Source organism: Amycolatopsis sp. NPDC102522 (genome assembly GCF_055584485.1).
In genome coordinates, this window is record NZ_JBVJLY010000017.1 from 82,496 (window position 1) to 101,271 (window position 18,776).

The window sequence follows — 18,776 nt, forward strand, 5'->3', positions numbered from 1 at the left end:
ACGAAACCGTGCCGAAACCCTTTTCCGCGTAGAACTCGCTCTCGCCGAACACCTGCGAGACCAAGGGGATCCTCCGTGGCACATTCCGACCCTGCCGAGACCGGCGACCACTCACGTCGCAGCGTGCTCAAGCTTCTCGGCGCGACCCCCATCGCCGCCGCGGGCCTGCTGTCGCTGGGCTCGACCGCACGCGCCGACACTCCCGACAGCACGCTCGCGGCCAAGATCGCCGAGATCACCGGCCGGCCCGAGTTCAGCGGCTCCCACTGGGGGATGCGGTTCCAGCTGGCCGGGGCGGGGCCCGTCTACACTCAGAACCCCGAGCAGCGATTCGTCGCCGCCTCCGCTTTCAAGGTGTTCATCGCGGGTTCCGCCTTCGCCGCGCTCGGTGCCGACCACCGGTTCCGCACGACCGTCCACCGCACCGGCCCGGTGGTCCACGGTGTCCTCAGAGGAGATCTGGTGCTGGTGGCCGGCGGTGATCTGTTGATGGGGCCCAGGATCCGGCCGGACGGCACGCTCGCGCTGCCGTTGCCCGACCACTCCTACGGCAGTGCGCCCGCACCGATGCCCGGGGACCCTCTCCAACAGTTGCGCCACCTGGCCAGGCAGGTGGCGTGCCGCGGGATCCGCCGTGTCGAAGGCCGGGTGATCGTGGACGCTTCGCTGTTCCGGCAAGGCCGTGAGCCGATCGCGATCGGGAACATCTCGATCCCGGTCTCGCCCATGATGGTCAACGACAACATCGTCGACGTGGTGGTGACGCCCGGTGGACAGGCCGGTGCCCCGGCCGGGCTTCGAGTGTGGCCGGACATCGCTTACGTGACCGTGGTCAACGACGTCACCACGGTCCTGAATCCCTCGCGGCGGTTGACGTTCACCGAGGTCTCGACGGCGCCCGACGGCACGCGCACCGTGCGGCTCACCGGTGACGTGCCACTGGGCGGCCCGCCGGTCGTGTCCCCGTACTACGTGCCCGAACCGGTCCGTTTCGCGGAGTTCGCCTTCGGCAAGGCACTGCGGGACGCGGATGTCGTCATCACGGGCAAAGTGTCCACATCGGACAGTGGACGTCGATCGCCGGTGGCCGAGTACCTCTCCCCTCCCCTGTCGGAGGAAGTGAAGGTCATGCTCAAGATCAGCTCGAACCCGCACACCGTCCACTTCCCGTACCTCGTCGGCGCCATCGCGGGTCACGACCCCGACACCCCGAAGGCGACGGGAGAGCGCTACCAGCGGGAGCTGTTCGAGCAGGCCGGTGTCGACCCCGACGATCCGGCAGGCGACCGCTACACAGCCGACTTCTTCGTCCGGTTCCTCGGCCATATGGCGCGGCAGCGGTACTTCGTCCCGTACCGGCAGGCGCTGCCGATCATGGGGCGGGACGGGTCGATCGCCCACGTTCTGCCCGGCTCACCCGCCGCGGGCCGGGTCTTCGCCAAGACCGGCACGGCCAGCATGGGCGACGTCCTCCACAAGGCGTTGGCCGGCTACGTCGTGCTCCCGGACGGCAGGCTGGTGCTCTTCGCCCAGTTCATGAACAAAACCGTCGGCTCCGTCGACGAGGCGATGGCGCTGCAGACCGTCGTCGAGACCGCGCAGGGCGAGATCGCCGCGGCCGTCTACGCATCACTCACCCGGTGAAAGGAACAACCGTGTCCACTTCCCCCTCCCGGCGCTCGATCCTCGGGCTGCTCGGCGCCGCGCCGATCGCCGCGGCCGGTCTGCTCGCCACGTCTGGCACCAGCGGCGCGAGCGAAGCGGAGTACCGGCTACCGCGCGATCTCCTGCCGGGCGGGCGCTTCGACCGGTTCGTCGCCGAGCGTGCCGCCGCCGGCCAGTTCTCCGGCACCGTCCTGGTGGCGCACCGGGGCAAGCAGGTCCTGACGAGATCCCACGGCCTGGCCCACGAGGCCCAAGGGGTCGCCAATGACACGAACACGAGCTTCGACCTCGCGTCGATGACGAAGTCGTTCACCGCGGTGGCCGTCGCCCGGCTCGCGCAGGAGGGCAGGCTCGCGTTCCACGAGCCGCTCGGCACCTACCTCGACGGATTCCCCGCCGACGTCTCCAAGGTCACCGTGCACCAGCTGCTCACCCACACCGCGGGCGCCGGCAGGCCAGGCAGGACCAACCAGAGCCCGCCCGGCGAGGAGGAGTGGGACAGCGAGGACGACATCTGGCAGGGCATGTCGGCCTACCTGCGCACACTGCCACTGCAGTTCACCCCGGGCACCAAGTTCGGCTACAGCAACGACGGCTACTTCATCCTCGGCGCCATCGTGGCCGCGGTATCGGGGCGGTCCTACTACGACTTCGTGCGGCAGCACGTGTTCGCACCGGCGGGGCTCACCGACACCGACTTCTACCCCAAGCCGACGGTGATCGCCGACCGCGGCATCGCCCACGGCTACCTGACCCAGCCCTCCGGCGAGCGGGTGGACATCACGACCACACCCTGGCTCCCCTACATCGGAAGCCCTTACCACGGCGCGTTCTCGTCGGCGCCCGATCTGCTCCGATTCGCGAAAGCGTTGCACGACAACCGGTTGCTCGGTCCCGCGTTCACCAGGGTGGTCACCGGCGGCAAGCACGCGGTCGGCCCGGCGGACCGCCCGTCCGCCGACGGCGAACTCCAGTTCTACGGGTACGGCCACATCGAAGCCGTCACCGCGGCCCGCCGCGTCGTCGGGCATTCCGGCAGCGGCCCCGGCCGGGCGACCAACCTGGACGTCTTCCCCGACACCGGTTGGGTGATCGTGGTGCTCACCAACCACGACACCGGCATCCAGCCGATCGTGGCGCTGGGACGGCAACTGGTCACGGCCGGGTGAGGCGAGCGGGTTCGCGATGAGGCCTGTCGGCGGCGAGGAACGGGGTCAGCAGGCGGAGCAGTTCACCGGGCCGGTCCAGCGGGATGATGTGGCCGCAGTCCGGGACGAGGTGAGCGGTGAGGTCGTCGGTGACGGGTCGCAACTGCCGTTCCAGTGCGCGGCCGACGGGGTGCGCGCCGACGGCCATCGTGGGCATGGTGAGGCGGCCCGTCGCCACCGCCTCCTCGATCTGGCGCGCGGTGACCGGCATGGCGCGATAGTAGGAGAAGGCGCAGCGCAGGGCGTCCTGTCCGGTGTAGGCGTCGACGAAGGCGTCGCGGATCTCCGGCGGCACACCACGTCCGAGGGTGCCCGCCGCGAGAAACCAGTCGAGGTACTCCGCCTCGTGTCCGAGCAGGACACTTTCGCCGAGGCCGGGAACGGCATGGAACCCGAACCACCATGGCGGGCCGCCTGCCAGGAAGTCCTCCGCGCCGGGCAGGGAACCCAGCAGCGACTCCATCACGACGAGCCGCCGCACCAGATCCGGCCGCCGCAGGGCGAGCAGGAACGCGACCGGGGTTCCGGCGTCGATGGCGACCACGGCCGCGGTGGGCTCACCGAGGGCGGCGAGGAGGGCTTCGGCGTCGGTGGCCAGCGTGTCCGCGTCATAGCCCTCCTCGGCGCGGGTGCCGGCGCCGAGCCCGCGCAGGTCCGGGGCGATGACCCGATGATGCTCCGCCAGCGGGCCGATGATCTCGGTCCAGAGCCGCCAGGTGTGCGGGAAGCCGTGCAGCAACAGGACCGCTGGTCCGCTGCCGTCGAGGGCCACCGTGGTCTGGATGCCGTTGATGCTGATCTGCCTTAGCTGGGGCACGCTGCCTCCGACCTGGTTACCATTGGTTACCATAAAACCGTAGGTAACTTCCTCGGTGCCGCCAAGACGGCACTTTCCCCACAGGTGGTGAGCTCCAGGTGACCTCCCGACCGGCGCGCCCGACGACACGGCGCGGTGATCTTTTCGACCCCGAGTGCCCCACCCGCCGTCTGCTGGACCGCATCGGTACGAAATGGACGTCGATGGCGGTGAAGGTCCTCGCGGAGGCGGCTCCGGGCGAGGTCCGGTTCGCCGAGTTGCGGCGTCGGATTCCCGGCGTGTCCCAGAAAATGCTGTCGGTGACCCTGCACAGCCTGGTCCGTGACGGCCTCGTCTCCCGCCGGGTGGAGCCCACCGTGCCGCCCCGCGTGCACTACCGGCTGACCGACCTCGGCCTGTCCCTCGACGTCCCGCTGGCGGCGCTCCGGACCTGGGCCGAGGACCACATGGCCCGGATCGACGAGGCCAACGTGATCAGCGACGGCGTTCCCGAAATCTGACGGGCCACTGGAACGGGTTACCGCGAAGCACGGCATCCGGACCTCGGTGCGAGACTGGCACCGATCACCGGAGAAAGGGGCCAGCGCTGTCTCGGCAAACTGCTCGAACCTGGCTGTCCGAGCGGCGCCGGAGCGGCTTGAGCGCCGCGTTCGCGCTGCTCGTCGCCGCGTTGGCGATCGCTTTCCGCGAGGACGTGCTGTCGATCGCGATGGTGGACGCCGGTGTTCTCGTCCTTCTCGCCTACCTCGTCGGCTACCTCGTCGTGACGGTGGCCGCGTTCGGCGCGGCGACCTCGGACCAGATCCAGGACTGGGCACGCCGGGAGAGCCGCGGCACGGTCGCGCAGCGGTACGTCTTCGGGACCGCGCCGGGGCCGGGGGTGTCGATCATCATCGCGGCGGCCGCCCTGACGGTGGCGATGGTGTGGATGCCGGGTCTGGGCGGCGAGAGCCTGCCCGCGGGCGTGCGCGTGGGCGTGGCGGTGGCGCTGGTCCTCGTCGCGTGGATCTGTGTCCTCGTGTCGTTCGCGATCGCCTACCACGCGGACAACGTGGTCGAACAAGGCGACGCACTCCGGTTCCCCGGCGACGAATCCGCCGAGTGGTCGGACTACATCTACTTCGCGGTGTCCGTGATGACGACGTTCGGGACGACCGATGTGGACGTCGTCTCGCGGGAAATGCGCAGGACGGTGACCACGCACGCGGTCATCGCCTTCGTGTTCAACACGGTGACCGTCGCGGCGGTCGTGTCCACTTTGAACAGTGGCTAGCGAACCGGCTGCCGCTCGGTCGAGTAGTCGCCTTCGTCCTTCTCGGTCGGGTCTCCGGGCGGCCGTGTCAGCGGCTGCTCCGGCTCGATCTCCTTCCGGTCGGTCCCGTGTGTGTTCGCGCCGGAGCCGGAAGCCGGGTGATGCGGGATGGGTTCGCCGTTCTTCTTCGCCTTGTCCCAGTCGGCCAGGATCCTTTCGGACACCTCTTTGGCGGTTCTGTCGGTGGCGCTGTACGCCTTGGCTGCGGCGACGACGTTGTCCCCCGCCAGGGCATAGCGGGCGCACGCGGTGCTCAGGAATCCGATCAAGGCGTCCCTGAGGTCGGCCAACTCGGTGTCCGCCCAGGTTGGGCTTCCGTCCCGGTCGGCGAGATGTTTGTCCGCTGCCGCGGTGTGCTTGATGATCCGGAGCAGCGGTTCGTAGAGTTCGGCTGTCTCGTAGCAGTATTTGGCTATGTTGAAGACCGTGCTGATGTCGACGGTGAATTCACCGCTGTGTGTTCCCGGGTCACCGTTCGCGGTGTTGAGGGTGAGATCGTAGAGTTCGAGATTGAAGCTCTTGATCCCACTGATCCTCGACCGCAGTTCGGCCACTTCCCCGATGTAGCCGGACTCTCTGCCTGCCAGCTCGGAATTGAGTTCGCTGATGTCGCCGCTGAGCCGGAACACGACGTCCTGCAGGCTGTGCGCGTACTCTTCCCGCGGGCCCGGCTTCAGCAGGTTCTCGCCGAGAAAGCCGACCAGTCCCACCACGGCGCCGACACCGCCGGCAGGCGGGAACCAGATGCCGGCGACGCCGAGTACCGCGCCTGTCCCGGCCACGACCTTCCAGGTCGAGGCCAGGTCGGTGGTGATCATCTCGGTCTCGCCGAGCGCCTTGGTGGCCTGCTGGATGGCGAAGAGGGCGTTGTTGCGCCCCAGTTCCACGATCGCCGCGCGCAGGGCGTAAAGGTTCGCCAGCGCGCCGGTGATACCGGACTGGTTGCGCAAGGTCGGGGCGACCGAGGCGAAGAATCCGTCCTTCGCCCTGTCCGCCGCCAAGCCGGTCCAACTCGCCCACCAGTCGGTGTGATGCGAGTCCTCGCTCGACAACGCCGTGACATTGTTTCCCAGTTCGCGGCCGTCGGCCTTGCCCAGAGTGGTGACCGGGGAACCTGTCGCCGCTTCCAATCCCAGGCTCTTGCCGAGGCTGATGAAGTCGTTGTGCGCGGCTTCGATCACCTTGAGGTCGTGTCTGTCGAACAGGGGCAGTTTGGCGAAAATGGTGGTCCGCTCGTCCCACGCCCACGTTTCCACCTGAGCGAGAATCGAGCCGACGCCGCATACGATCGGCTCGTCCTTCGGCGGGTTCGGGTCGCCGAAGACGATGAGATGCCCGGTCTTGCCCTCGCAGGTCACCGAGCTGAGCTCACCCTGCTGTCCGCCCTCTACCCAGTCAAGGTAGGAGCACGTGCCGTAGTCGATGTGCGCCCGCGCCGAGGGCGACTTGTAGTCCCAATGCGGATTCGGACCCGCCGGGTAACAGTGGAGGATGCCCTGGGTCAGCTCGTTCTGGTCCTCGATCGCTATGGCGGCGTCTTCCCGCCAGCGTTTGGTGAGTGCCTTGTGGAAGGTGGCCATGGCGGCGGTCAGCCGATCGGCGTGGCCAGGCCCGAGATAGTCGGCCATGGTGATCCCCCTTCGTAAGCCCCCGGTCGCGTCGACCCTAACTCAAAGCACACGCGCGCAATCGCGAATCGTCGAAGGCGATCCAGAACGGGCCGAGTAGCGACAATGAGCGATAACGGAAGAACCGCGACACTCGACGTCCCCGATGTTCCGTTGATCAAGGTCCGGGACCGGACGCCCAGATCGACGGCTCAGCGGCGGGCAGACAACCCCTCGATAACCGAAACCCGTTGGCGTTACTGGTTGACCATGCCGGGTGGCACGACGATCCTGGGGAGTCTTGTCCGCCTTTCCGGAGGAGAACAATGCGACGACTCTTCGTGCTGCTCTGCGCACTTCTACTGACAGCCACCGCCGTCCCGGCCTCGGCCGATACACAGCCCGATCCGGTTCCGGGCGAGAGACCCCCGATGGGGATCACCTGGGCGACTGGGGATCCCTACTGCGTCTACCAGTTCAGCGAGGACGTCGTGAAAGCCGCGGCAGACCAGCTGGTCGCCTCCGGGCTGCGGGACGCCGGGTACGAGTACGTCATGCTCGGCGACTGCTGGCAGGCGGCTCAGCGCGACGCCGACGGGAAGCTCACCGCTCGTGCGAGCTTCCCGTCCGGCATCCCGTCTTTGGTGGACTACGTGCACTCGCGCGGGCTCAAGATCGGTTTCTACAGCGGCACGGGCGCGAAGACCTGCAGTGGCCAGGCGGCGGGCTCGCTCGACCACGAGGACCTCGACGCCCAAACCCTCGCCGGTTGGGGCGCGGACTACCTGCGCTACGACACCTGTTTCAGCGTCAACGGCGACGCGCCCGCTCGGGTCAAGAAGATGGCGGACGCGATCAAGCGCACCGGCCGTCCGATCACTCTCGAAGTCGACGATTACGACCGCGGCCAGAGTCCGTGGCTGTGGGCGCGGGCGGCCGGAGCACAGGTCTGGCGCACGTACAAGAACGCGACCTTCAACTTCGGTTACTCGGCGGGCAGTCTCGACAAGCAGTACGGGCTCGACGGACACGACGGTCCCGGCGGCTGGAACATGCCCGGCTCCTTCACCTTCAGCTACCTCAACGCCGCGGAGCGCCAGGCCAAACTCGGGCTGTGGGCGGTGCTCAACGCGCCTCTGGTGGCCGACATGGCGCTGGCGGCCGACACCACGCTTCCGGCCGCCGAGATGAACAACCCGGACATCATCGCCGTCCAGCGGGACTGGGCGGGCGTCGGCGGGCACAAGGTCCGCGACACGGGCTGGACCGAGGTGTGGACGAAACCGATGTCCGACGGCTCGGCCGTGCTGGTGCTGTTCAACCGCGGGGAACTGGCCGCGCCGATCGCCACCTCGGTGGCCGATGCCGGGCTTCCCGCCTCGTCCGGATATCGCGTGCGCGACCTGTGGACGGGCGACGAGACCGTGACGAGGGGCGCGCTCGGCGGAACCGTCGGGCGGCACGCCGCCACCGTGCTGCGCGTGTGGCCCAGGATCGCGTCCGCCGCACCGCAGACGTCGCTGACCGTCGACCTGCCCGACTCCGTACCGCCGTCCCAGCCGGTGACCGCCACGGTCAAGCTCACCAACAACGGCACCACGCCGGTCTACCGTTCTCGTCTGCGGTTGACCGAGCCCGCGCAATGGCAGTTCGAGGGCCCCATCGAGGCGACCACCGAGATCCTCCCACCGGGTGAAACGTGGGAGACCACGACAACGCTGCGCCCGATCGGGACCGCCACCCAGCCGTTCAAGATGCCCGCCGTCGTCACCTACGAGACCACGGCAGGCCCGCGGACCGTGACCGCGTCGGCCGAGGCGCCGCTCATGCTCGCGCCGGAGGCAGGCGGGCCGCTCAACACCAGGCCGTGGATCTCGACGGAGAACGGTCTCGGCCCGGTCGAGCGGGACAGCACCGACAACGGCCACCCGTTCACGGTCAACGGCAAGGTCGACCCGCGCGGCGGACTGGGCGCGCACGCGCCGTCGGTCGTGCGGTACTACCTCGGCGGCAGGTGCGAGCAGTTCACCGCGACCGTGGGCGTCGACGACCGCGGGCCGAACGGGACACTCGGGTTCCGGGTGCTCGGTGACGGCGTGGAACTGGAGGCCACGGGGAACATGCGGCACGGGGACGCCACACAGCATCTCGTCGTGCCGGTGACGGGCGTGCAAGTACTCGCGCTCGCCGTGGACGACGCGAGCGACGGCTCCGCCGGGGACTGGGGAGACTGGATCTCCCCGTACCTCAGCTGCTGAAAGGCCCGTGAGTGGTGCGGCCGGTTCCCCACCGGCCGCACCACTCACGAGGCCCTCTAGAAGTGACCGGCGTCACTGTTACCCTGCCCGTAGCAACCTCCGGTACTCGTGAACGCCTTCAAGCTCAGGTAGAACCGATACCGAAAACTGGGGAACACATGAAGAGACTGTCCGTCATCCTGACCGCGATACTGGCGGTCCTCACGTTGACGCCCGCCGCGCCCGCCGGCGCGACGACCCGCTTCGACAGGGAGCTCCAGGCTCGCATCGTCCGGGCACAGGCCTACGCCGACAGCAGGCCCGGCGACACCGGGATCGTCCTGCGGGACCGGTGGACCGGCGCCGTCTACCGGAGCAAGGCCGCCGGGACCCTCATCTGGGCCTGTTCCACCCCGAAGCTGGCCATGGTCGTCGATCTGTTGCTGCGCAACGATTCCGGGGCCGTCCAGCTGACAGCCGAAGACCGGGACCTGATCCACCGGATGCTGAACTCCAGCGACGACGCCGCCGCCCACACCCTGTGGACGCGGTACGGCGGCGAGGCCGAGTTCGCCAAGCGGTTCCCGTCCTACGGGATGACCGACATGCGGTTCACCGACCAGCACCCGCACCACTGGGGCTGGATCCTGACCACCGCGAACGACCTGGACCGGCTGGTCAACTACGTCCTGACGAAGCTGCCGCGTCAGCACCGCGACTACATCGTCGGCGAAATGCGCACAGTCGACGTCAATCAGCAGTGGGGCGTCTGGGGCGCCGGCGCCGCCGCGCGGCCGGGGAACAAGGACGGCTGGTCCGACGACAACGACGACGGTTCCTGGATCATGAACTCGGTCGGCTTCGTCGGGCCGCACGAGCGATACACCCTCGCGCTGATGAACAACACCAAGGTCATCCAGAACGGCTACGAGACCGGCCAGGAGACCACCACCAAGATCAGCGAGATCCTGTTCAAGGGATATTTCAAGGGCTGACTCGGACGTTCAGAAGGAGTTCGCGGCGGTGAACGGCGACCTCGACCCGGCCTGGGAACGGATCACGGCCTGGTTGCGTCTCCACTCACCGGTCACCGCCGCCACGCTCCGGCCCCCGGCGCCCGCCGAGGAAGTCCGCGCCACCCAGAACGCGCTGGGGAAGCCACTTCCCGCCGAACTGCTGCGGTGGTGGGCGCTGACGGACGGAGTCGACGACGACCGCGACCACCGCACCGCCCTCAACTTTCCCGAAGGACACATGCCGCTGTCCGTGGCGCGGGTACGAGAAGAATGGGCGGACCTGAGCCGTTATCCCGACGAGGACTGCTGCCGCCCCGGCGGGCACCACCTCCGCTCCGCCGGGGACATCACCTTCGGATACTGCACGGCGCTGATCCCCATCTGCCGCGGCATCGACGGCGCCGTCCTCGCCGTCGACCTGCGACCCGGAACCGAACACGGCTGCTTGATGGACTGGATGGCGGAACAAGGCACCCTCCGCGCCACATGGGCCACCATCGGCGAGATGCTCACCGACACCGCCCGGCTCCTCGGCCAGTACACCGCGTCCGAAACCCCGCCACGGCCAGGTGACCCCACGATCCGCGACGACGGAGCACTGATGTGGGCCTAGGGCGTGTTTCACAAGTCTGTTCGACCGCGAACATGACTTGTGAAACACGCCCTAGGGCTCACTTCTTCTCCTTGAGGTCGCGCGCCCGCACGCCGACGAGGAGCACGACCACCGCGAGCAGCACTATCCCGCTGCTGATCTGCAGCCCGAGGGCGAGACTCCCGGTCGCGGACTGGATGAACCCGAGCAGTGAAGGCGACGCCGCGGCGGCGAAGGAGCCCATCGAGGTCACGACGGCGATCCCGGTCGCGGCCGCGCGGTCCGAAAGATAGATCGACGGAATCGAGTAGAACACCGTCAGACCCGAGTAGTGCGCCGCCGCCAGGACGGCGAGCAGCACCACGACCGCGAAGACGCTGCTGTGGAAGAAGGAGATCGCCAACATCGCGAACGCCGCGACGATCCACGCCGTGGCGGCGTGCCAGCGCCGTTCGAGGGTGCGGTCGGAATGCCGCCCGACGATCAGCATGGCGACGATCCCGGCCAGCGGCGGCAGGGCGGAGAACAGGCCGAGATCCAGCACGTCCCCCACACCCGCTTCGGCGATGATCCTGGGCGCCCAGAAGGAAACCGCGTTCGCGAGGGTGTACGCGCCGCACGCGCACAGCCCGAGGATCCAGACCTTGGGGTCGCTCAGCGCTTCGCGAAGCCCGACGTGGGTCCGCGTACCTCCCGCGCCGCCCTTGAGCCGCTGATCGGCGTCGAGGTCGGCGCGCACCGCGGCCTTCTGCGCGGAGGTGAGCCAGCGGACCTGCTCGGGCTCGTCGGCGAGGCAGAACAGCACGACGAGGGCGAGCAGGATCGGCGGGATCCCCTCGACGAGGAACAGCCATTGCCAGTCCGCCAGCCCCGCGACGCCACCGAGGCCGTGCATGATCCCGCCGGAGACCAGCGAACCGACGATCCCGGAGACCGGCACCCCGATGAAGAAGATCGCGGTCATGCGGGTCCGGCGTGCCGAAGGGAACCAGCGCGACAGGTAGAACAGCGCTCCGGGGAAGAACCCGGCCTCGGCGACACCGAGCAGGAACCGCGCCACGTAGAAGGTGTACTCGTCCTGGACGAACATCGTCGCCACGGTCACGACACCCCAGGAAGCCATGATGCGCACCAGGGACTTGCGCGCGCCGATCCGTGCCATCAGCGCGTTGCTCGGCACCTCGAAGAGGATGAATCCGACGAAGAACACCGTCACGCCGAGGCCGTAGACCGCGGGACCGAAACCGAAGTCGCGTTCGAGACCCTCCTGCGCGATTCCGATGTTCGTCCGGTCGATGAAGCTGACGATGTAGCAGATCACGAGCAAGGGCATGATCCGCAGCGCGATCGCCCGGTAGGTGGCTGGACGGTCGACCGGCACGGCGGCCTGTTCGGTGACGGGGCTGGGATCGGCCACGGTCTTCGACTCCCTTGTCTGCGGCGGGGACCACGCGAGCATGCGCATACTTGTTGATATTGTCAACACTCGTGCTCCAATGGGTAGGATGCCCGGCATGACCGAACGGCCGGACGGACACGAGCTCGTCCCGATCTCCCAGCTGCTCTCCTACCGACTCTCCCGCACGTCGGCCGCCCTGTCGCGTTCGGCGGCGTTGCGCTACCGCCGGGAGTTCGACGTGAGCCTCGGCGAATGGCGGGCCATCGCCCTCATCGCCGCCGACCCGACCCTCACGCTCAACCGGCTGGCCCGCCGGGCAGGCCTGGACAAAGCGCAGATGAGCCGGGTCGTCGCGAAGCTGGTCGAGCGCGGATTGGTGAACCGCACGGCGGCCTCGGGCCGCACCTCCCGCCTGGCGCTGACCGAGGACGGTCTCACCGTGTACCGAGGCCTCATCGTCGCGGCGAACGAGCGCGACGCCGCCTTCCTCGGGCTTCTGACCTCCACCGAGGCCGAGATCCTCGAACGCGCCCTCGACAAGCTCGCCAACGCCGCGCTCGTCGTCGAACAAGAGGAGCGCGAGCGTGACACGAAACCCTAAGTGTTGACATTATCAACTCCCGGCGGGTAGTTCTGGAGTCACCGAGGAGGTGACTCGATGACCGACGGGGTCACGATTTGTGAGTGCTTCGCCAGGGACGGGCTGCAGCACGAGCCCGCGTTCGTCCCCACCGCGACCAAGGTCGCCTTGCTGGAAGGTTTCGTGCGCGCGGGGTTCACCCGCGTCGAAGCGACGAGCTACAGCCACCCGGGGCGCGTCCCGGCGTTCGCCGACGCGAGCGACGTCCTCGCCGCCCTCAGCCACCGGCCGGGCGTGGCGTTCAAGGCGACGTGCCCCAACCCCCGCGCCGTGACGCGCGCGCTGGCCGACCTCGATCGCGGCGCCGGGGCTCAAGAACTGAGCCTGCTGGTCTCGGCCAGCGAGAGCCACACCGAACGGAACCTGCGCACCACCCGCGCCGCCCAGTGGGAGCGGGTCGCAGAGATGATCAGCTTGGCGGACAAGCGTTTCCGCCTGATCGGCGTGGTCTCCGTCGCGTTCGGCTGCCCGTTCGAAGGCGCTGTCGACCCGGGCCGGGTCGCCGAGGACGTCGCACGGTTCGCCGACCTCGGGGCCGACGCGGTCACCCTGGGCGACACCACCGGGGTGGCGACGCCGAAGACGGTGACTTCCCTGTTCGAGCGGCTCGGCCGGGACCATCCCGGGCTGCCGTTGATCGCGCACTTCCACAACTCGCGGGGCGCGGGCATCGCCAACGCGGTGGCCGCGCTGGACGCGGGCTGCCGCCACTTCGACAGCGCGATGGGCGGGGTCGGCGGCCACCCGGCGTCGATCGGCTACGGCGCCGGGCTGACCGGGAACGTCTGCACCGAAGACCTCGTCGACCTCTTCCACGCGATGGGTGTCCGAACAGGACTCGACCTCGACGCGCTCGCCGAAGCGTCCGCCGCCTGCGAGAAGGCACTCGGCCGCCCGCTGCACAGCATGGTCGCGCGAGCCGGTTTCGCCCGCACACAAGGAGAAAGCCGACGATGACCGGAACCCTGCTCACCGAGGACCGCGACCGGGTCCGGATCCTCACCCTCGACCGGCCCGCCAAGCTCAACGCGCTCGACACCGCCCTCACCCGTGCTCTGCGGGACGCGCTCGACGCCGCCGACCTCGATCCCGGCGTCCGCGCCGTGGTGCTGACCGGCAACGGTCGCGGCTTCTGTGCCGGCGCGGACCTTTCCGAGTTCTCCGCCCTCACTCCGGAAAACCCCGACGCGGTGCTGGAGCGAGCGGCGCTGACCGCCGGACTCCAGACCCGGATGCAACGGATGGGCACCCCGGTCGTCGCCGCGGTCCGCGGTGCGGCGGTCGGCGGCGGCGCGGGCCTCGCGATCGGCGCCGACATGGTCGTCGCGGGCACCGACCTGCGCTTCGGTTACCCGGAACTACGGCACTCCCTCGTCCCGGCGCTGGTGATGACCGGCCTGGTGCGGCACCTGGGCCGCAAGCTCGCCTTCGAGCTGATCAGCACCGGCAGGCTGCTCACCGCGGCCGAAGCGTTCGAACACGGCCTGGTCAACCGGGTCGTCGAGGCCGAGGACGTCCTCCCCGCCGCGCTGGAGATCGCCACCGGATGGGCGGCGGTGGAGCCACGGGCCCTGAGCGCCGCCAAAGACCTGTTCTACCGGGTCGCCGACCTGCCGACCGACGCCGCCGTGCGCGCCGGCCAGGACGTGAACGCCCTCATGCGGGGGTTCCGCAAATGACGCCGCCGCTCGAAGGCATCACCGTGCTCGACTTCTCCCGGGTGCTGGCCGCCCCGATGGCCACGCAGATCCTCGGCGAACTGGGCGCGACGGTGATCAAGGTCGAACGGCCGGGGTCCGGCGACGAGACCCGGGGCTTCGAACCCCGGCTCCCGGCCGGGGAAAGCGCCTACTTCTTCGCCGTCAACCGGGGAAAACGCTCGGTGACCCTCGATCTGAAGGACACCCGCGGCCGCGACGTCGCCCGCCGCCTCGCCGCCGGGGCCGACGTCGTCGTGGAGAACTTCCTGCCCGGCACGATGGACCGGCTCGGCCTCGGCTACGAGGAACTGTCCGAGGGCAACCCCGGCCTGGTGTACGTGTCCGCCACCGGGTTCGGGCAGACCGGGCCCGACAGCTCCCGCAAGGGTTACGACACCGTCTTCCAGGCCCTGTCCGGGATCATGGCGATGACCGGCGAACCGGACGGCCCGCCGGTCAAGACCGGGGTCCCGGTGGCGGACCTGACCTCGGGGCTCTGGGTGGTCATCGCCGCGCTGACCGGGCTAGCGGGCCGGAGTGCCACCGGACACGGCCGCCACCTGGACGTGTCCATGATGGACGTCCAGCTCAGCCTGCACGCGCTGAACGCCGCCCGGCTGTTCGCCCTCGACGAGGATCCGGCGCGGACCGGCAGCCAGCACCCCGGTCGCGTCCCGTCGGCCGCCTTCGAGGCCGCGGACGGCCGCTGGGTCCACATCAGCTGCAGCGACCAGCACTGGGCGCCGCTGTGCCGGGTACTGGGCCTCGACGAACTCGGGTCCGACGCAGCGCTCGTGCACAACGCCGGCCGGGTCGCCCACCGGGAGCGGGTGATGAGCGCGCTGCGCACGGCGATCGCCGGCCGTGCAAGCGGCGGGCTGGTCGACGAACTGCGTGCGGCCGACGTGCCGGTGGGCGAGGTACGCGGCGTCCGCGACGCGCTGGACGACCCGCACGCGCGGGCACGCGGCGTCGTCGGCACCTTCTCACATCCCGCGGAAGGCACCTTCCCCGCGATCCGCGCCCCGCTGCGGGACACCGGGGCGGAGCCACAAGACCTGGCGAGCCCGCCGATGCTGGGCGCCGACACCGAGACCGTGCTGGCGGAGGTGGGCCTCGGCCCGGCCGAGATCGCCGCCCTGCGCGGCGAAGGAGTGATCTGAAGTGGACGAGCGGATCCGGCTCGACGTCACCGCCGGGATCGCCAGGGTGGAACTGGCCCGCCCGGGCGCCCGCAACGCCGTGGACCTGCCCCTGTGCCTGCAGTTGCGTGAAGCTTTCGACGAGGTCGACGCCGACGAATCGGTCCGCGTCGTCCTGCTCTCCGGGCAGGGGCCGGTCTTCTGCGCCGGAGCCGACCTCAAGGAACGCGCCGGCAAGGACGCGTCGTGGGTACGCCGCCGCCGCGCGGCCTCGTTCGCCGCCTACGCCGCCATCGCGGCCTGCCGCCGTCCGGTGGTCGCGCTGGTGCACGGGGCCGTCGTCGGCTCGGGAGGCGAGATCACCCTCGCCGCCGATTTCGCGATCGCCGCCGAGGGCACCACGTTCCGGTTCCCCGAGCCGCACTGGGGCACGATCGGCGCCACCCAGCGGCTGCCGAGGGCGATCGGGCCGCGCCGCGCCAAGGAACTGCTGTTCACCAATCGCGCCGTCGATGCGGAAGAGGCCCGCGATCTCGGGCTGGTCGTCCGCGTCGTTCCCCCTGCGGAACTGACCGGCGTCGGGTACGAAACAGCGCAGAACATCGCGAAGGCACCTCCGGGCGCCATCGCGCTGACCAAACGCGCGGTGGATCTCGGTACCGAAACCGACCTCGACCGCGGCATCCGCATCGAAATGGCCGCGATCGAGCAGAATCTGGGTACCGGCGACTGGCGTGACGGCGTCGACCGCTTCCGAGCCGCCGCGACGTCCGAGGAGAAAGAGTGATGGACCTGCGCATCGTCTGCCCGCTCACCGCGCACGAGGCGCTGGAGCGTGCCGCGCTGACCGCGCCGGACGTCGAGGCCGTCGTCACCACCGAAGCGCGCGTCACCTACGGCGAACTCGCCGGGAACGTCGTGCGGATCAGGGCCGCGCTCGCGGCGCACGGCGTCGGACGGGGTGATCGCGTCGGTGTCTGCCTCGGCAACGGCCCCGACTGGGTGGCGCTGTTCGTCGCGATCGGCTCGCTCGGTGCCGTCACCGTGCCCGTCAACACCCGGTGCACCGCGGGCGAGGTCCAGTACATGCTGGGCAAGGCGAAGGTTTCCACGCTCTTCGTCGCGGACCGCGTGCTGCGCGTCGACTTCATCGCGATGCTGCGTGAACTGGGCCTCGACGCCGACGGACGCTGCGCCACGTTGCCCGACCTGACGTCCGTGGTGGTGCTGGGCGCAGAGGTGCCGGACGGTGTGACGCCCTGGACCGCGTTCCTCGCCGCCGCCGGCGACGACGTCCCGGCCACCGCGGAACCGGACGACGTCCTGCTCGTGCAGTACACCTCGGGTACGACGGCACGGCCGAAAGGTGTCCTGCTCACGCATCGGAACATGTGCGCGAACGCGTACTTCTCCGGCGCCCGGCTCGGGTTCCGCCCCGCCGACCGCTTCCTCAGCGCCCGTCCGTTCTTCCACGTCGCCGGAAGCACGCTGTCGGTGCTCGCCAGCCTTCAGCACGCCACCACGTTGGTCGCCATGGCCAAATTCGAGGCGGGAGAAGCCTTGCGCCTCCTGGAAGAGGAGCGCTGCACCCATTTTTCGGGCAATGACACCATCGCGATGATGTTGCTCAACCATCCCGACCGCGCGACGCGGGAACTCCATCTGCGCGGTGCCTGGGTCGCGGCGTCGCCGACGGTGATCCGGCGGGTGATCGACGAACTCGGCGCCCGCGAATGCGTCGCGGGCTACGGCCTTTCGGAGGCGTCTCCGAACGTCGCGCAGTCTTGCTGGTGGGAGCCCGAGAAGGTCCGGGCCTCCGGCGCGATGGCCGTCGAACCCGGGGTGGAGGTCCGCATCCGCGCGCTCGACGGCGATCACGACAGCGCGCCGGGTACCCCGGGCGCGATCCTCGTCCGCGGCTGGAACGTCATGCAGGGCTACCTCGACGACCCCGGGCAGACCGCCGCCGCGATCGACGCCGACGGCTGGCTGTCCACCGGGGACATCGGCCTCCTCGACCGCTCCGGCAGGCTTCATTTCATCGGGCGCACCAAGGACATCATCCGCGTCGGCGGGGAGAACGTCGCGCCCGCCGACGTCGAGGACATCCTGCACAGCCACGCCGCTGTGCGGCAGGCCGCGGTGGTCGGGGTGCCGCACGAGCGGCTGGTCGAGGTGCCGTTCGCGTTCGTCGTGCTCCGGGAGCCCGAGGCTGTCACCGAAGACGAGCTTCTGCGCTGGGCGAAGGCGAACATGGCGGGTTTCAAGGTGCCCCACCATCTCCGGATCGTCGACGGTTTCGAAGGCATCGGCATGACGGCGAGTTCGAAGGTGCGGAAGAACCAGCTCGCGGAGCACGCCCGCACCCTGCTCGGGCTCACCCGATGAGGCGGATCCAGACCCCGGTCACCGCGCTGCTGGACATCGACCTGCCGATCGTGCAGGCAGGGATGTCGTGGGCCTCGTCGTGCTCGGCCCTGCCGCTCGCGGTGAGCAACGCCGGCGGGCTCGGGGTCGTCGCCGCCGGGCCGATGCGGCTGCCGGATCTGGCCCGCACCCTCGACGAAATGGCCGACGGCACCGAGTCGCCCTGGGCGGTGAACCTGCCGCTGTACCGGGCGGGCGCCGACGAGGTGATCGATCTGCTGGTCGAGCGCCGCCCGCCGGTCCTGATCGCGTCCCAGGGCGGCCCGCGACGCTACCTCGCCCGCTTCCACGACGTCGGAACGACCTGCCTGCACGTGGTCGCCGGAACCGAGCACGCGAAAAAGGCCGTCGACGCCGGTGTCGACGGGCTCGTCGTGGTCGGCGCCGAGGCCGGCGGACATCCGCCGTCCGGCCTCGTCACGACGCTGATCCTCACCCGCGCCGTCGCCACCGCCGTGCCGGACACCCCGATCGTCGCGTCCGGCGGACTCGCCGACGGAGCGGGCCTCGCCGCGATGCTCGCGCTCGGCGCGGGCGCCGCCCAATTCGGTACCCGGTTCCTCGCCAGTACCGAAGCGACAGTCCATCCGGACTACAAGGCCGCCGTGGTCGCCGCCGACATCGACTCGACCCGCACTGTCGGCCGGGACCTCGGCCTGATCCGCGCGCTGGCCAACGACTTCACCGACCGGATGACCGAACTCGAGAACTCCGCGGCCGACCTCGAACAGCGACGCGGCGCGTTCACGGCCTCCTCCCTGCGGGACGCCGCGCTCGACGGCGACCTGAAGAACGGCAAGGTCGAAGCGGGCCAGTCGGCCGGGCTGGTGACCGACGTCCTGCCCGCCGCCGACATCGTGCGGCGGATCGTCGAGGAGTACTACGCGGCTGTGGACCGGCTCCGGTCGTGAGTGGTTATTGGGGGTGTTAGGCGACTTTAAAAAGCCCCACACCGTGTCCCAAAAGCCCCCCCCCCCGCGATGTCCAGAATTTAAATTAAGGCCCCCGACGATG

General features: G+C 69.5%; 17 protein-coding genes. 14 read left to right on the forward strand and 3 right to left on the reverse strand.

All coding sequences use genetic code 11. The features are described from left to right. Positions 1 to 75 precede the first annotated feature (75 nt). On the forward strand, positions 76 to 1,644 hold the full coding sequence (gene dacB / locus ACZ6YV_RS31290; protein ID WP_465513030.1) for a D-alanyl-D-alanine carboxypeptidase/D-alanyl-D-alanine endopeptidase: 1,569 nt from the start codon (positions 76 to 78) through the stop codon (positions 1,642 to 1,644). A gap of 11 nt (positions 1,645 to 1,655) precedes the next feature. Then, on the forward strand, positions 1,656 to 2,834 hold the full coding sequence (locus ACZ6YV_RS31295) for a serine hydrolase domain-containing protein (RefSeq protein ID WP_465513031.1): 1,179 nt from the start codon (positions 1,656 to 1,658) through the stop codon (positions 2,832 to 2,834). On the opposite strand, the gene ACZ6YV_RS31300 is transcribed toward ACZ6YV_RS31295, so the two are convergent. Continuing rightward, positions 2,821 to 3,690, reverse strand: a complete 870-nt coding sequence (locus tag ACZ6YV_RS31300) for an alpha/beta fold hydrolase (RefSeq protein WP_465513032.1) — start codon at positions 3,688 to 3,690, stop codon at positions 2,821 to 2,823. The two genes, ACZ6YV_RS31295 and ACZ6YV_RS31300, sit on opposite strands and share 14 nt — an antisense overlap. Positions 3,691 to 3,788: 98 nt before the next feature. Between ACZ6YV_RS31300 and ACZ6YV_RS31305 the strand changes: the two genes are divergently transcribed. Together ACZ6YV_RS31305 and ACZ6YV_RS31310 are read left to right on the forward strand one after the other, a co-directional pair. Beyond that, entirely contained in the window at positions 3,789 to 4,190 is a 402-nt protein-coding gene (locus ACZ6YV_RS31305; protein WP_465513033.1) for a winged helix-turn-helix transcriptional regulator, read from the forward strand. 137 nt (positions 4,191 to 4,327) lie between these two features. Next, positions 4,328 to 4,963 carry a DUF1345 domain-containing protein gene (locus tag ACZ6YV_RS31310; RefSeq protein WP_465513034.1) on the forward strand — a complete coding sequence of 212 codons (636 nt, stop codon included), beginning with the start codon at positions 4,328 to 4,330 and terminating at the stop codon, positions 4,961 to 4,963. Here the strand turns inward: ACZ6YV_RS31310 and ACZ6YV_RS31315 are convergent. Next, complete coding sequence (locus ACZ6YV_RS31315; protein ID WP_465513035.1) at positions 4,960 to 6,630, reverse strand: hypothetical protein; 1,671 nt, start codon at positions 6,628 to 6,630, stop codon at positions 4,960 to 4,962. The two genes, ACZ6YV_RS31310 and ACZ6YV_RS31315, sit on opposite strands and share 4 nt — an antisense overlap. 305 nt (positions 6,631 to 6,935) lie before the next feature. On the opposite strand from ACZ6YV_RS31315, the gene ACZ6YV_RS31320 reads away from it, so the two are divergent. The 3 genes from ACZ6YV_RS31320 to ACZ6YV_RS31330 all read left to right on the forward strand — a co-directional run bounded on the left by ACZ6YV_RS31320 (position 6,936) and on the right by ACZ6YV_RS31330 (position 10,475). Further along, complete coding sequence (locus ACZ6YV_RS31320) at positions 6,936 to 8,867, forward strand: NPCBM/NEW2 domain-containing protein (protein ID WP_465513036.1); 1,932 nt, start codon at positions 6,936 to 6,938, stop codon at positions 8,865 to 8,867. Between the two features lie 158 nt (positions 8,868 to 9,025). Then, positions 9,026 to 9,841: a serine hydrolase gene (locus ACZ6YV_RS31325; RefSeq protein WP_465513037.1), complete on the forward strand. Its 816-nt coding sequence runs from the start codon at positions 9,026 to 9,028 to the stop codon at positions 9,839 to 9,841. 28 nt (positions 9,842 to 9,869) lie between these two features. Further along, on the forward strand, positions 9,870 to 10,475 hold the full coding sequence (locus ACZ6YV_RS31330; RefSeq protein ID WP_465513038.1) for an SMI1/KNR4 family protein: 606 nt from the start codon (positions 9,870 to 9,872) through the stop codon (positions 10,473 to 10,475). A gap of 58 nt (positions 10,476 to 10,533) precedes the next feature. Here ACZ6YV_RS31330 and ACZ6YV_RS31335 read toward each other — a convergent pair whose 3' ends face one another. Beyond that, a complete protein-coding gene (locus tag ACZ6YV_RS31335) occupies positions 10,534 to 11,919 on the reverse strand; it encodes an MFS transporter (protein WP_465513039.1) in 1,386 nt (461 codons plus the stop codon). A gap of 49 nt (positions 11,920 to 11,968) precedes the next feature. On the opposite strand from ACZ6YV_RS31335, the gene ACZ6YV_RS31340 reads away from it, so the two are divergent. From ACZ6YV_RS31340 to ACZ6YV_RS31370, 7 genes are read left to right on the forward strand one after another with little or no spacing between them, the layout of a single operon-like run. After that, positions 11,969 to 12,454: a MarR family winged helix-turn-helix transcriptional regulator gene (locus tag ACZ6YV_RS31340; RefSeq protein ID WP_465513040.1), complete on the forward strand. Its 486-nt coding sequence runs from the start codon at positions 11,969 to 11,971 to the stop codon at positions 12,452 to 12,454. Positions 12,455 to 12,511: 57 nt separating this feature from the next. Next, positions 12,512 to 13,450 (forward strand): hydroxymethylglutaryl-CoA lyase, encoded by a 939-nt coding sequence (locus tag ACZ6YV_RS31345; protein ID WP_465513041.1) that lies wholly within the window; start codon positions 12,512 to 12,514, stop codon positions 13,448 to 13,450. After that, positions 13,447 to 14,172, forward strand: coding sequence for an enoyl-CoA hydratase/isomerase family protein (locus ACZ6YV_RS31350; protein ID WP_465513042.1), 726 nt, complete (start codon positions 13,447 to 13,449; stop codon positions 14,170 to 14,172). Before ACZ6YV_RS31345 ends, ACZ6YV_RS31350 begins: the two co-directional genes overlap by 4 nt. Further along, entirely contained in the window at positions 14,169 to 15,356 is a 1,188-nt protein-coding gene (locus ACZ6YV_RS31355; RefSeq protein WP_465513043.1) for a CaiB/BaiF CoA transferase family protein, read from the forward strand. The genes ACZ6YV_RS31350 and ACZ6YV_RS31355 overlap by 4 nt, the downstream gene beginning before the upstream one ends. Before the next feature lies 1 nt (position 15,357). Then, positions 15,358 to 16,122 (forward strand): enoyl-CoA hydratase/isomerase family protein, encoded by a 765-nt coding sequence (locus tag ACZ6YV_RS31360; protein ID WP_465513044.1) that lies wholly within the window; start codon positions 15,358 to 15,360, stop codon positions 16,120 to 16,122. Next, entirely contained in the window at positions 16,122 to 17,723 is a 1,602-nt protein-coding gene (locus tag ACZ6YV_RS31365; protein WP_465513045.1) for an AMP-binding protein, read from the forward strand. The genes ACZ6YV_RS31360 and ACZ6YV_RS31365 overlap by 1 nt, the downstream gene beginning before the upstream one ends. Continuing rightward, positions 17,720 to 18,673 carry an NAD(P)H-dependent flavin oxidoreductase gene (locus ACZ6YV_RS31370; RefSeq protein ID WP_465513046.1) on the forward strand — a complete coding sequence of 318 codons (954 nt, stop codon included), beginning with the start codon at positions 17,720 to 17,722 and terminating at the stop codon, positions 18,671 to 18,673. The genes ACZ6YV_RS31365 and ACZ6YV_RS31370 overlap by 4 nt, the downstream gene beginning before the upstream one ends. The last annotated feature ends 103 nt before the right edge of the window (positions 18,674 to 18,776 follow it).